Origin of the sequence: Micromonospora sp. NPDC048930 (genome assembly GCF_043197935.1) — a bacterium.
Classification (GTDB): Bacteria; Actinomycetota; Actinomycetes; order Mycobacteriales; family Micromonosporaceae; genus Micromonospora.
On the sequence record NZ_JBICUB010000007.1, the window covers coordinates 267,869 to 280,694 of the forward strand.

At 75.1% G+C, this 12,826-nt stretch carries 12 protein-coding genes; 5 read left to right on the plus strand and 7 right to left on the minus strand.

From position 1 onward, the window contains the following. Nucleotide 1: 1 nt before the first annotated feature. The 3 genes from ACGFI9_RS20395 to ACGFI9_RS20405 all read left to right on the plus strand — a co-directional run bounded on the left by ACGFI9_RS20395 (nucleotide 2) and on the right by ACGFI9_RS20405 (nucleotide 5,060). Nucleotides 2–2,884 (plus strand): hypothetical protein, encoded by a 2,883-nt coding sequence (locus tag ACGFI9_RS20395; protein WP_393179833.1) that lies wholly within the window; start codon nucleotides 2–4, stop codon nucleotides 2,882–2,884. Between the two features lie 115 nt (nucleotides 2,885–2,999). Beyond that, nucleotides 3,000–3,626 (plus strand): TetR/AcrR family transcriptional regulator, encoded by a 627-nt coding sequence (locus ACGFI9_RS20400; RefSeq protein ID WP_393179835.1) that lies wholly within the window; start codon nucleotides 3,000–3,002, stop codon nucleotides 3,624–3,626. Between the two features lie 96 nt (nucleotides 3,627–3,722). Next, nucleotides 3,723–5,060 (plus strand): acetyl/propionyl/methylcrotonyl-CoA carboxylase subunit alpha, encoded by a 1,338-nt coding sequence (locus ACGFI9_RS20405; RefSeq protein ID WP_393179837.1) that lies wholly within the window; start codon nucleotides 3,723–3,725, stop codon nucleotides 5,058–5,060. Nucleotides 5,061–5,113: 53 nt separating this feature from the next. Here ACGFI9_RS20405 and ACGFI9_RS20410 read toward each other — a convergent pair whose 3' ends face one another. The 6 genes from ACGFI9_RS20410 to ACGFI9_RS20435 form a co-directional block, all read right to left on the minus strand. Continuing rightward, nucleotides 5,114–6,328, minus strand: coding sequence for an ABC transporter permease (locus tag ACGFI9_RS20410; RefSeq protein ID WP_393179838.1), 1,215 nt, complete (start codon nucleotides 6,326–6,328; stop codon nucleotides 5,114–5,116). Then, nucleotides 6,325–7,020, minus strand: coding sequence for an ABC transporter ATP-binding protein (locus tag ACGFI9_RS20415; protein WP_393179840.1), 696 nt, complete (start codon nucleotides 7,018–7,020; stop codon nucleotides 6,325–6,327). The genes ACGFI9_RS20410 and ACGFI9_RS20415 overlap by 4 nt, the downstream gene beginning before the upstream one ends. Next, complete coding sequence (locus ACGFI9_RS20420) at nucleotides 7,017–8,132, minus strand: peptidoglycan-binding protein (RefSeq protein ID WP_393179842.1); 1,116 nt, start codon at nucleotides 8,130–8,132, stop codon at nucleotides 7,017–7,019. Before ACGFI9_RS20420 ends, ACGFI9_RS20415 begins: the two co-directional genes overlap by 4 nt. Before the next feature lie 8 nt (nucleotides 8,133–8,140). Next, on the minus strand, nucleotides 8,141–8,761 hold the full coding sequence (locus ACGFI9_RS20425) for a hypothetical protein (RefSeq protein WP_393179844.1): 621 nt from the start codon (nucleotides 8,759–8,761) through the stop codon (nucleotides 8,141–8,143). 70 nt (nucleotides 8,762–8,831) lie between these two features. After that, nucleotides 8,832–10,067 (minus strand): hypothetical protein, encoded by a 1,236-nt coding sequence (locus ACGFI9_RS20430; RefSeq protein ID WP_393179845.1) that lies wholly within the window; start codon nucleotides 10,065–10,067, stop codon nucleotides 8,832–8,834. Continuing rightward, entirely contained in the window at nucleotides 10,064–10,603 is a 540-nt protein-coding gene (locus ACGFI9_RS20435; protein ID WP_393179846.1) for a SigE family RNA polymerase sigma factor, read from the minus strand. The genes ACGFI9_RS20430 and ACGFI9_RS20435 overlap by 4 nt, the downstream gene beginning before the upstream one ends. A 169-nt stretch (nucleotides 10,604–10,772) precedes the next feature. On the opposite strand from ACGFI9_RS20435, the gene ACGFI9_RS20440 reads away from it, so the two are divergent. Next, complete coding sequence (locus tag ACGFI9_RS20440) at nucleotides 10,773–11,693, plus strand: hydroxymethylglutaryl-CoA lyase (protein ID WP_393179848.1); 921 nt, start codon at nucleotides 10,773–10,775, stop codon at nucleotides 11,691–11,693. Nucleotides 11,694–11,773: 80 nt separating this feature from the next. Here ACGFI9_RS20440 and ACGFI9_RS20445 read toward each other — a convergent pair whose 3' ends face one another. After that, nucleotides 11,774–12,112, minus strand: a complete 339-nt coding sequence (locus ACGFI9_RS20445; protein ID WP_393179849.1) for a rhodanese-like domain-containing protein — start codon at nucleotides 12,110–12,112, stop codon at nucleotides 11,774–11,776. A 98-nt stretch (nucleotides 12,113–12,210) separates the two neighbouring features. Here ACGFI9_RS20445 and ACGFI9_RS20450 point away from each other — a divergent pair, with 98 nt between their 5' ends. Next, on the plus strand, nucleotides 12,211–12,789 hold the full coding sequence (locus tag ACGFI9_RS20450; protein WP_393179851.1) for a TetR/AcrR family transcriptional regulator: 579 nt from the start codon (nucleotides 12,211–12,213) through the stop codon (nucleotides 12,787–12,789). Nucleotides 12,790–12,826: the final 37 nt, after the last annotated feature.

A 12,826-nucleotide genomic window follows, 5' to 3' on the forward strand; every position in this document is an offset into this window, starting at 1 on the left:
CGTGGGCGACGACGACCTCTGGCGGATGCTCGACCAGATCGACAACATGCCGTACGGGCCGGGGCAGATCGCCGCGCTGGAGCAACTGCTGCGCCGGGCCGACGTGAGCGACGACCGGCACTTGGCCTTCGCCGCCCGGATCACCGGCACCACCGCGTACGTCTACGGCGGCGAGCCGGCGAAGTCCTTCGTCACCTTCTCCTGGTGCCTGGCCGAGTACGACCGCGACCCGCAGCCCTACCACCAGCGCTACACCCACCAGCTGCTCTGGTTCTTCAAGTACATGGTCACCGCCATGCTGAAGTTCCCCGAGCTGCCGCTGGACCGCACCTACGCGGTCCTCGACGACATGGAACGGCGTTACCGCGAGTCCGGGCACACCCTCCAGGCCGTGTACAAGCACCGCTACCTGGTCGCCTCGCACCTGGGCGCGGAGGAGGAGGCGGCGGAGTGGTACCGGCGCTGGATGACCACGCCCCGGGACGCCCTCTCCGACTGCGCCGGCTGCGACCCGACCACGCAGGTCGAGCACCTGTCCCGCAGCGGCCGGTACGACGAGGCGGTGGCGCTCGCCGAGCCGGTGCTCGCCGGCCGGCTGAGCTGCACCGAGCAGCCGCAGGCGATCCTCACCGCGCTGCTCACGCCCTATCGGGAGACCGGCCGGCAGGACGCCGCGCGGAACGCGCACCGGGAGGCGTACCGGCGGCTGCGCGGGCGGCTCTCCGACCTGTGGGAGATCGCCGACCACGTCGAGTTCTGCACGGTGACCGGCAACGAGGCACGCGCCCTGGAGTTGGTCGAACGGCATCTGGACTGGCTGGACCGGGCGCCGACGCCGGCCGCGGCCATGCACTTCGCGGCCACCGCCTCGGCGGCGCTCCGTCAGGTGCCGGCCGAGCTGACCGTGCACCGGCGGGCCTCGGGTGACCGGCCGGCCGCCGACGTGCCGGCGGGTGCGCTGGCCGAGGAGTTGGCCGGCACGGCCACGGCGCTGGCCGAGCGGTTCGACGCGCGCAACGACACCCACCACCAGTCCGGGCTGGTCGCGCGGCGGCTGGCGACCGGCCCGGTCGGCGAGCACCTGCCGCTCTCCGCCAGCCTGCGCCGCCGGCCGGTGCCCGCCCCGCGCAGCGGCGGATCGTCGCCCGCCGCCGGCAGCGGGTCGTCGCCCGCCCCGGCCGGTGGGGCGGCTCCGGTGCCGGTCACCGTGCCGGCCCAGGCCGGCGCCGACGAGCTGCTGGCCCTGGCCGACGAGTGCTGGCGTACCCACCGGCGGGACGGGCTGGTCGCCGCGCTGCGCGCGTACGACGAGCGGTACGGCGACGCCGAACTGCCGGCGGCCACCCGCGCCTGGCGGCTGGAGCTGCGGGCCGGCGAGCTGTCCGAGCGGGACGGCGACGAGGTGGGCGCGGCGATCGAGGCCAACCGTGCGGCCCTGGCCGCCTGGCGGGCGGTGCCGGAGCCGCTCCGGGCGCAGGTGGTGGCCGGCCGGCTCGGCGTCCTGCTCTGCACCACCGACGACGGCGCCGAGGAGGGGCTGGCCCTGGCCGAGGAGTCGGCCGAGCGCCTCGCCGCCCACGACGACCCGCGGGAGCGGGCCGCCGCCTGGGACCGGCTGGCCATGGCGTACGCGCACCGCGAGCGCTGGGCGGACGCGCTGGAGGCGCTCGACCGGTCCACCGCCGAGGTCGCCGTCGACCCGTGGCTGGCCGGCCGGGTGGCGCTGCACCGCGCACACGTGCTGGAGCAGTTGGAGCGGGCCGAGGAGTTCCGGGAGGCGGCGGCGCACGCCCGTCGGCTCACCCAGGAGCTGGGTGACGGCCAGATGATCACCGCCGCGTGCCTGGCGTACGCCCGCTCGGTCGACGACCCGGCCGAGGCCGTCGCCGCCTGCGACGAGGCGCTGGCGTCCGCCCCGGCCGACGCCCGCCTCCCGGTACGCGTCACCCGGGGGCGGGCGCTGCTCGCCGCCGACCGGGCCGGGGAGGCGGTGGAGGACCTCGCCGAGGCGGTCACCCTCTGCGTCGAGCAGGGGCTGCCGGGGGACGCGCTGCTCCGCTGGGAGCTGGCGAACGCGTACCGGCTGGCCGGCCGGCTCGGCGAGGCCGCCGAGGTGGCCGAGGAGGCGGTGCTCGGGCTGGACCGGGCGGGCGCGCAGGCCGAGGCGGACCGCTGCCGGCACCTGCTGGCCGGCGTCTACCAGGGGCTCGGCGAGATCGACCCGGCGCTCGCGCTGCTCGACCAGTTGGCGGAGAACCTGGACGGGCCGGACAATCTCCCGCACCGGGCGCAGGTGCTGGAGGAGGCCGGCGGGATCCTCTACGACGCCGACCGGGACGCGGTGGCCGCGCAGAAGTTCGCGGCGGCAGCGTCCGCCTGGCGGTTGGCCGGGCACCCGGTGGACGAGCTGCGGGCGCGGCGGCGGGAGCTGCTCGCCCTGCACTGGTCGGGTGACCTGCCGGCCGCGGTGGCCGCGATCGAGCGGGTCGACGAGGCCAGCGCGGCGCTCGCCAACCTGCCCGACGAGCCGCCCGTGGTGACGTACGAGCGGGCGGTGGCCGCCGACGCGGTGGCCCGGGTGCTGATGACCGAGGACCGGCTGACCGCCGCGCTGGACCGGGTGGCCGGGGTGCCGGAGCGACTCCGGTCGATCGAGGCGTTCGGCGAGGCGGCGCAGGTCGAGGTCTTCACGGGCGAGCTGCTGCTGCGGGACGGCCGGCCCGAGGCGGCCGAGCGGCTGCTGCGGCCGGTGCTGGGCGGGCTGCCGGCCGGTTCCCGCCCGGCCGCCCAGGCCGCCTGGCTACTCGCCCGCGCGCTGGACGAGCTGGGCCGCACCGCCGAGGCGGCGAAGCTCCGCGCCGAGCACGGCATCGAGGAGGACTGACCGGGGCTGGCGCGGCGGTCGGGGCCCTGGGCGGGCCCGACCGGGCACCCGGTGTGGGGCGACCGACGGGTAACCGAGGCTCCACCCCGTCGCGGGTGAGGTCTAGGCTGGCCCGGTGGCGGTGGAACAGCAGGCGCGGGGCGCGGCGCACGGCGCGACGGGTGCGGGCCGACGCCGGTCCCGGAAGGACGAGATCCTGGAGATCGCGGTCGGGCTCTTCGCCGCCCGCGGTTATCACGGCGTGTCGATGGACGACATCGGCGCCGCCGCCGGCGTCACCGGCCCGGCCCTCTACCACCACTTCGCCGGCAAGGAGGCGATGCTGGTCGCCGCGCTGATCCCGGTCAGCGAGGGGCTGCTGGCGGGCGGCCGGGAACGGGCCGCCAACCACCCGGACGACCCGCGCGGCACGCTGGAGTCGCTGATCGACTTCCACGTCGACTTCGCGCTGGCCAACCCGGCGGTGATCGCCCTGCACCTGCACGAGTTGGACCGCCTCCCGGACGAGCCGCGCCGCCGGATCCGCCGGCTCCAGCGGATGTACGTCGAGGAGTGGGTCACCGTGCTGACCGCGCTGCACCCCGGGCTGCCGGACGGCGAGGCGCGGGTGCTCGCGCACGCCGCCTTCGGCCTGATGAACTCCACCCCGTTCCTCGGGGGCGAGGTGGACCGCCGCCGCCGTGCCGAGCTGCTGCGGGGCGCGACGCTGGCAGCGCTCCTCGCCCCCACGGACCCGGCCTGACGCCCGGCGCTCCTTAACGCCCGTTAAGCGCGCGCGCCGTCCGCGTGTTAAGAAGGGGCCCCTGCTATGCAAGAAGCGTCAAGAAGGGACCCTGCCTTGTTCGAATCGCTGTTGGTGGCCAACCGTGGCGAGATCGCGCGCCGGATCATCCGTACCGCGAAGAAGCTCGGGATCCGGGCGATCGCGGTGCACTCGGAGGCCGACGCCGGCCTGCCGTTCGTGACCGAGGCCGACGAGGCGGTCTGCGTCGGCCCGGCCAACCCGGCGCAGAGCTACCGGAACGTGGAGGCGATCCTCGCCGCCGCGAAGAAGACCGGCGCCCAGGCGATCCACCCCGGCTACGGCTTCCTGTCGGAGAACTCGGACTTCGCCCGTACCGTCGAGGCCAGCGGCCTGATCTGGGTCGGACCCGGCGCGGACGCGATCACCGCGATGGGCGACAAGATCAACGCCCGGAACCTGATGGCGGCGGCCGGAGTCCCGGTCGCGCCCGGCACCACCGACCCGGCGGCGGACCTGAACGCGGCGGTTGCCGCCGCCGCGGAGATCGGCTACCCGGTGATGGTCAAGGCGGCGGCCGGTGGCGGCGGCATGGGCATGGGCGTGGCGACCGACGAGGCCGCGCTGCGCACCGAGTACGACAAGGTCCGTTCGTTCGCCGAGCGGATGTTCGGCGACGGCTCGGTGCTGATCGAGCGCTACTTCCCCCGGGTACGCCACGTCGAGGTGCAGATCCTCGGCCTGGCCGACGGCCGGGTGGTGGCCCTCGGCGAGCGGGAGTGCTCGGTGCAGCGGCGCAACCAGAAGCTGGTCGAGGAGTCCCCTTCGCCGGCGGTCTCCCCGGAGCTGCGCGAGCGCTTCCTCGCGGCGGCGGTCCGGGCCGGCGAGGCGGTCAACTACCGCAACGCGGGCACGGTCGAGTGCCTGTTGGATCCTGCTACGCAGGAGTTCTTCTTCCTGGAGATGAACACCCGCCTCCAGGTCGAGCACCCGGTCACCGAGTACGTCTACGGCGTCGACCTGGTCGAGGAGCAGTTGCGGGTGGCCGCCGGCCTGGCCCCGACCTTCGACCCGGACGCGCTCGCGCCGCACGGGCACGCCATCGAGCTGCGGATCAACGCGGAGGACCCGAAGCGGTTCCTCCCCGGTCCGGGGGCGATCACCACCTGGAACGAGCCGGCCGGTGCCGGCGTACGGGTCGACTCCGGCTACGTCGCCGGCAACACGGTCACCCCGTTCTACGACAGCCTCATGGCGAAGCTGATCGTCAGCGGGGCCACCCGCGAGGAGGCGGTGGAGCGGGCGAGGGCCGCGGTGGCCCAGTTCGAGATCGCCGGCCCGAAGAACAACCTGCCGTTCTTCGCCGAGCTGTTGGAGAACGCGGAGTTCCTCTCCGGCGACTACGACACGGGCATCGTCTCCCGGATGCGCTGACCCGACCCGAGGTCGGCGGTGCGGACCGCACCGCCGACCTCAGGGCGGCCCGATCAGCTCGCGGCCAGGGCCGTGGTGGGCGGGACTCGGCTGGCCCGGATCGCCGGGTAGAGACCGGCGACCGTGCCGACCAGCACCACCGCGCCCAGGCCGCCGGCCAGCGCCCAGGCCGGCACCACCGTCGGCCACCGCTGGCTGTACGCGTACAGCCCAGTGATCCCCACCCCGAGCAGGGTGCCGCCGACCCCGCCGAGGGCGGAGAGCAGCAGCGCCTCGGCGAGGAACTGGAGGCGGATCTGCCCCCGGGTGGCGCCCAGTGCGCGCCGCAGTCCCACCTCCGCCCGCCGTTGCAGCACGGAGATGACCATCGTGTTGGCGATGCCGACGCCACCGACCAGGAGCGCGACGGCGCCCAGGCCGAGCAGCAGTCCGTTGAGCGCGGTGTTGGTGGCCTGCCGGGCGGCCAGCGCGTCGGAGGGGCGGGACACGGACACCTCCTCCGGCGCCGACGGGTTGGCGGTCCGGCCCAGCACCGCACGGACCGCCGCGACCTGGCTCTCCGTGCTGCGGACGTACACCCGGGTCGGGCGGCCGTCGAACCTGAGGTAGGTCCGGGCCGCCGGCCAGCCCACCAGCGCGGCCGAGTCCAGTTCCTCGGCCAGCGGCACGGGCGCGAGCACGCCGACCACCGTGAACCACTCGCCACCCAGCCACACCCGGAAGCCGACCTTCGGCACGTCGAGCCGCCTGGCGGCGGTGGCCCCGAGGACGACGGTCGGGAAGGCCGCGGTCGCGGCGGTGAACCAGGAACCGGAGCTGACGCTGGCGCCGACCGTGCGGAGCAGGTCCGGCTGCGCGGCGAGCACCGCGAGGCTGCCCGTCTGGCCGGGCGGCACCAGGTCGTTCCGGTAGACGGCCCGGTCGAGCGCGGCGGTCGCGCTGACCGACTCGACCGGCCCGATCCGGCCGATCATGGGCACGGACTGCTCGGGCAGGACGGCCTTCTCCCCGGCCAGATTCCGGCCCGGCGACACCGTGAGCAGGTTGGTGCCGAGCCGGTCCAGGGTCCGGTCCAACTCGGCCCGGCTGGAGGTGGAGATGCCCACCACGGCCAGCATCGCCGCGATGCCGATGGTGATGCCCAGGGCGGTGAGCACGACTCGCAGCGGGTGGGTCCGCAGCCCGACCGAGCCCACCCGCAGGACGTCCGCCGGGCCGAGCCGACCCGGCCGTGGCCGGCCCGGCCCGGCGCCGGCGCGGCCGGTCACGCCGGCACCGCCGGGGTCCGGCCCGAATCGTGTACGACGCGGCCGTCCCGCAGCACGACCTGGCGGGGCAGGCCGGCAGCGACCTGCTGGTCGTGGGTGATGACCACGACGGTGGTGCCCTGCCCGTGCAGCCCCCGCAACAGCGCCAGCACCGACGCCCCGGACGCCGAGTCCAGGTTGCCGGTCGGCTCGTCGGCGAGCAGCACCGCCGGTGCACCGACCACCGCCCGGGCGATGGCCACCCGCTGCCGCTCGCCCCCGGACAGCTCGTGCGGGCGGTGGTCGAGCCGGTGGTCGAGACCGACCCGGCCCAGCGCGTCCGCCGCGCGCCGCCGTCGCTGCCGCAGCGGTACGCCCGCGTAGAGCAGGCCGTCGGCCACGTTGTCCAGCACCGGCATGCCGGCCGCCAGGTGGAACTGCTGGAACACGAAGCCGATCCGCTGGCCGCGCAGGGCGGACAGTTGCCGGTCGGTGAGGGTCGAGACGTCGTGGCCGTCGATGCGTACCGAGCCGGACGTCGGCTGGTCCAGCGTGCCCATCAGGTGCAGCATGGTCGATTTGCCGGAGCCGGACGGCCCGAGGACGGCGACCAGTTCGCCGTACCCGATCCGCAGGTCGACCCCGCGCAGCGCGGTCACCCCGCCCGGATAGGTCCGGCCGACCCCGGCCAGCTCGATCACGTACCCGCTCATCCCGGCACCCCCACGAGGAGCCCCTCGGCCAGGCCGTCGGCCTGCACCTCGACCCGGCCGTCGGCGTACAGTCCGGTCCGGACCGGCAGGATCCGGCTGCCGCCGGGCCCGGCCAGCTCGACGCCGTAGCCGCCCTCGGCCAGGGCGAGCAGCGCGTCGACCGGCACGGTGAGCACGTCCTTGCGCTGCTGCGCGACGTACCGGACGTCGACCGGGGTGTAGCTCAGCTGGCCCAGCTTGCGCTGGTCGGCCACCGCGACGGTCACCTGCACGGTGGCGTTGCCGGTGCCCGGCCGTTCCGCGTCGGCCGGTCCCTGACCGGCGGTCGGCGCCGTCGGCGCGGCCGGCGCGGCCACGGTGCTGACCTGGCCGGTGACGGAGGCGCCGGTGGGCAGGGTGATCGTGACCCGGGTGCCCTTCTTCGCCCAGCTCGCCTCACCGGCGCTCGCGGAAACCGTCACGACCCGCGTGCCGCCGGTGTACGCCAGCACCGCGCCGGTCGCGCTCGCCCCGACGGGCACCAGCCGTTGGGCGACGCGGACCGGGCCGGCGGCGTAGATCACCCGTGTCCGGTCGACCGTGCCGGTCTCCGGTAGCCCCAGGTCGTGCTGCCAGCGCTTCACCGCCGTCGTGGTGCTCGCGGAGAAGGCGTCATCGACGGTGAACCCCCGGTAGCCGAGGGCGGCCAGGTTCCGCTCGAACTGCCGTACGTCGGTGCCCTGCAGGCCGACGGTCAACGGCCGGTACATCGGCAGTGCGCCGTACAGCAGCACCACCGGCTGCTCGTCGGCGCGCAGCAGTTCCTCGCCCCGCCGGACGGTCGCCCCCACCCGCGGCAGCCAGGTCACCGTGCCGGTGGCGAGCGAGGTGAGCGGGACGGGCGCGCCGTAGCCGAGTTCGCCGGCCAGGGTCACGGACCGGGTCAGGGTCTGCCGGGTCACCGGGGCGGTCGCGGCGGGCGCGCTGCGGGCGGCCGCCGGTTGCCTGCCGTCGCGCCCGCCCAGGCCGAGGGTCGCCACCACGGCCAGCGCGAGCGTCGCCAGCACCAGGCCGCCGACGGCCACGGCCCGGAGGCGACCCGGCCGGCGACGGCGCGGCGTGCTCGGTTCCATCGGGCCGCTCACCCCTTGGCGCTCGGGAGCGGGCCGGGAGCCGTCTTCCTGGGCTGGCCGTGCTGGACCGGTTCGCAGATCAGGCTGGCGCGGAGCTGAGCCTCCGACTCCTGCTCGCTCATCCCCGGGCCGCCCTCGTTGTTGCCCTGCGGGAAGTAGCCGCTGGGGTCCGGGTCGGGGAAGTTCGTGGCGCCGCTCTCCCGCATGCACCTGGCGTACGCCCGTTGGTACTGGATCTCCTGCTCGGTCAGCGGCTCCGGCTTCTCCTCCAGCTCCGCGGGCACCGGCACGGCGTACTTCGCGCAGGCCATCTGGGCGGCGGTCCACTTGGGGTCGGACTTCTTCGGGCCACCCGGCGCGCGCAGATCGACGTTGCCCCGGGAGTCGGGGTCCGGCAGTTGGAAGCCGTGCTCGCGCAGGCAGCCGACCCACTGCCGCTGGGCCGCCACGTACTCGGCGACGACGCCGGTGGTCTCCGATGCGGACGGGTGGGCACTCTGGCCGCCCGCGGTGGCGACCCGCACCGGCGGCTCGTCCCCGGCGCAGCCGGCGAGCGTGACGACCAACGTGGCCGCCGCGAGGCCGGCGAACCACGGCCATCGGCGGGGAGACCAGACAGGACGTACCATCTCTTTTCCTCTCATTTTGGCGCTGCGGAGGGCGCGACTCATCGCCGAACGCCCGTGGGGGATGTGCGTGCTACCGGCGGGTCAGCGGCGACCAGTGCCAGCCGTCGGTGGAGCCGTACAGGACGCCGCCGGGATCGGGCGCGTAGAACCAGCCGTCCGGCGCCCGGCGTACGGGCCCGGCGCTCGTCGGCAGGCCGTCGAGTTCGACCGCCTGGTACGCGCCGCCGCCCCGCAACGCCCAGCAGCGACGGACGTCCGCGTCACGGCCGTCAACGAGATGGCAGAGCACGTGGCTGCCGTCGGCGGTGACGAACGTGTTCGCCACGGCACCCGGCGGAACGACGGCCGTCAACCGTTGCCACCGGGTGCCCGCGTCGTCGGAGCGGTAGACGATCCGGTCGGGGCCGACGGCGGTCACCGCGTAGGCCGTCGCCGTCCCGGCCACCGCCAGCAACAGCGGCACGCACTGCGGTTTGGCGCAGGGCGGCGCGTCGGTGAAGACGTGGGTGAACCAGGTACGGCCGGCGTCCGTGCTCGTCGAGACGGCGGGCCGGCCGGTCGCCGAGTCGGTGCCCGTGACCTGGAGCCGGCCGGCGGCCTCGTCGATCCGCAACTCGTCCCGTCGCATGGCCAGCTTCGGCTGGTTGGCCAGCGGTCCCACCGCGCCGGTCGCCGGGTCCACCGCGTACAGGACACACGGCTCGGCGGCCTGCGGGGACCAGCAGATCACCGCGTCACCGTCCGGTACCGCCTCGACCGGCGCGCCGGCCGGGGCGGGGACCCAGGTACGACCACCGTCCCGGCTGGACAGCAGCTGCTGTTCGGTGCCCGCCGCGCCGGTGATCGGGGCGGCGACCAGGGTGTCGGGACCGACGACCGTCATCGGGCCGGCCGGGACCGGTTCCCCCCGCCCGTGCCAGGTCCGTCCGCCGTCCGTGGAGCCCACCACCACAAGGTCCTGCTTCTGGCAGGGCGGGCCCGGGCGGCAGCTCGACAGCGCGAGGTAGAGGTGGTCCCGGTCGGCGGCGCCGGCCCACACGATCAGACCGGCGGGGATCGGGCCGGTCTCCCCGGTCGTGGTGGCCCGGCCGGCCACCGGGGGCCGGTCACCGGTCAGCGGTGCCGGAGACAGCACGTGCACGGCGACGGCCGCCACCGCGAGGGCGGTGGCGCCGGCGGCGGCCGCCGCGGTGAGTCGCCGGTGGTGCCGGCGTCGGCCGGCGTCGTACACCTCCGCCGCGGTCAGCCGGTTCGGCGGCGGGGCCGGGTCCACGGCGTCCTCGAAGAGCTCACGCAGGTCCCTCATGCCCTTCCCTCCGCCACGTTGACGAGGCTCGGCACGGTATCGCCGAGGATCTTTCGGAGCGCCGCGAGACCGCGGGCCGTCTGGCTCTTGACCGTGCCTTCGGAGCACTTCAGCGCGGCGGCGGTCTCGGCCACGTCGAGGCCCTGGTAGAAGCGGCAGATCAGGGTCACCCGCTGGCGCGGCGGCACCTGCCGCAGCGCCTGGGTGAAGGCCAGCCGGCGGGCCATCGTCTCGGCGTCGTCGTCCAGGCCGGCCAGGTCGGGCGGCTCGGCGACCGGGCGCTCGCGGCGCCGCCACACCCGCCGGGTCTCCGACAGGTACGCCCGGACCAGACAGGTACGCAGAAATGCGTCCACCGCCTGCGGATCCCGGATCCGGTGCCAGTTCGCGGCCAGCCGGATGAAGGCGGCCTGCGCCAGATCGTCGGCCCAGTGCCAGTCCCCGCACATCAGGTAGGCGGTCCGCCGCACCAGCTCACGCCGAGCCGCGAAGTACTCGCTGAACTGGCGCCGCTCCTCGTCCTCGTCGCGTCGCATCCCGCTCCCTTCACCGGTAGGTGTGCGGCCGGACGCCGACGGGTTGCACGGACCGGCGAAGTTTCCGCCAACGGCTCCCGGCCGCCGGCGGCGGGCCGGTCCACTCGCCGGTGGCGGCGGGTGAGTGGGAGGCTGGTCGGGGACAGCACGACGTCACAGTGAGGTGACCATGACTCAACTGCCAGCTTCGGTGTCGATCCGGGAGGTCGGGCCGCGGGACGGGCTCCAGAACGAGGACCCGATCCCGACGGACGCCAAGGTACGGCTGCTCGACGCGCTGTCGCGTACCGGCGTCCAGCGGATCGAGGCCGTCTCCTTCGTGCACCCGAAGGCGATCCCGCAGATGGCCGACGCCGACGAGGTGTGGCAGCGGGCCACGAAGGCCGACGGGGTGCGCTACTCGGCCCTGGTCCCGAACACCCGGGGCGCGCAGCGGGCCCTGGCGGCGGGGTTCACCGAGATCGAGGTGGTGGTGTCGGCCAGCGACACGCACAACCGGCGCAACGTCAACCGCTCGACCGAGGAGTCGCTGGACGACATCGCCGAGCTGATCGACCTGCTGCACGGGGCCGGCGCGCGGGCCGAGGTGATCGTGGCGACCAGCTTCGGCTGCCCGTACGAGGGGGACGTGGACCCGCAGCGGGTGGCGGGCATCGTCGACCGGGTGGTCCGCGACGGCGCCGACCGGGTGGCCTTCGGCGACACCACCGGCATGGGTACGCCCCGGCGGGTCCGCGAACTGGTCACCGCGGTCCGGGACCGGAACGCCCACATCCCGGTGCTGCTGCACTTCCACAACACCCGGGGCACCGCCCTGGCCAACATGCTGACCGCCATGGAGCTGGGGATCACCGAGTTCGACGCCAGCGTCGGCGGCCTGGGCGGCTGCCCGTACGCCCCCGGGGCCAGCGGCAACCTGGCCACCGAGGAGGCGGTGCACATGCTGCACGACATGGGCATCGACACCGGGATCGACCTGGATGCCCTGATCGAGGCGGCCGAGCTGGCCGAGGACCTGGTCGGCAAGAAGCTCCCCAGCGGCGTCCTCCGGGCCGGCCCCCGCACCCGCCTCACCCCCCTCCCCGCGTAGAGCTGCGTCGATCAAGGGGTTTGCGTCCGGATCCGGGCCCGGAGAGACGCAAACCCCTTGATCGACAACGCTGATGCGGGTCAGCGGGTGAGGGCGCCGGACTCGGTGGGGAGGCCGGCGGCGACCCAGTCCTCGATGCCCGCGGCGTACTTGCGGACGTCGGTGTAGCCGAGGGCGGTGAGCCGGTCGGCGACCCGCCCGCTGTTCGGGCAGGCGGGGTTGGAGCAGTACGTGACGATGGCGGCGGCCCGGTCCGGCAGCAGCTCACCGGCCCGCTCGGCCACCTCGGCCTCGACCAGCGGGATCGCGCCGGGCAGGTGCTGCCGGGCGTAGTACTCGCCGCCGAGCGCGTCGACGACGGTCACCGTGCCGGCGTCGATCGCGGCGCGCAACTCGTCCCGGGTGATGAGGGCGGTCATGGCATCCTCCTAGGGAAGTGGACTACAGTCCGGTTATGCCTCAAGACGTTAGCGGACCGCAGTCCGCTTCTGCCACCCCGCCGCCGGAACTTCTGGAGTTGCGTAGCTCACCGCCCCGGGAGCGGGCCGACGCGGCGCGCAACCGGGCGGCCGTGCTGGACGCGGCGGCGGTCCTGTTCCGGGAGCGGGGCGTGGCAGCCGTCTCGATGGACGCCGTGGCCGCCGCCGCCGGGGTCGGCAAGGGGACGCTGTTCCGCCGGTTCGGGGACAAGGCCGGTCTTGCCGTGGCACTCCTCGACCAGCAGGAGCGGGCGCTTCAGGAGGCGATCCTCTTCGGCCCGCCCCCGCTCGGGCCCGGCCCCGCCGGCGCGCCGCCGCCCGCCCGCGACCGGCTCCGGGCCTTCGTCGCCGCCTACCTCGACTACCTGCTGGCCCACCTCGACCTGGTCCGGATATCGGAGACCGCAGCACCGGGCGCGCGCTACCGGATCGGCGCCTACCGGTTCTGGCACCGGCACGTCACGCTGCTGCTGGCGGGGCGCGCGGACCCGGGGGCCGACGCGCACACCCTGCTCGCTCCCCTCGCCGCCGAGCACGTATGCGGGGTACGCGAGGAACTGGGCGACGAGCGGCTGCGGGCCGCCGTGCTGGCCCTCGCCGACGCCCTCGCCGGCTGACCCCGGCGGGCTCGCCGGAGGAGGCGCCGATGCGCTA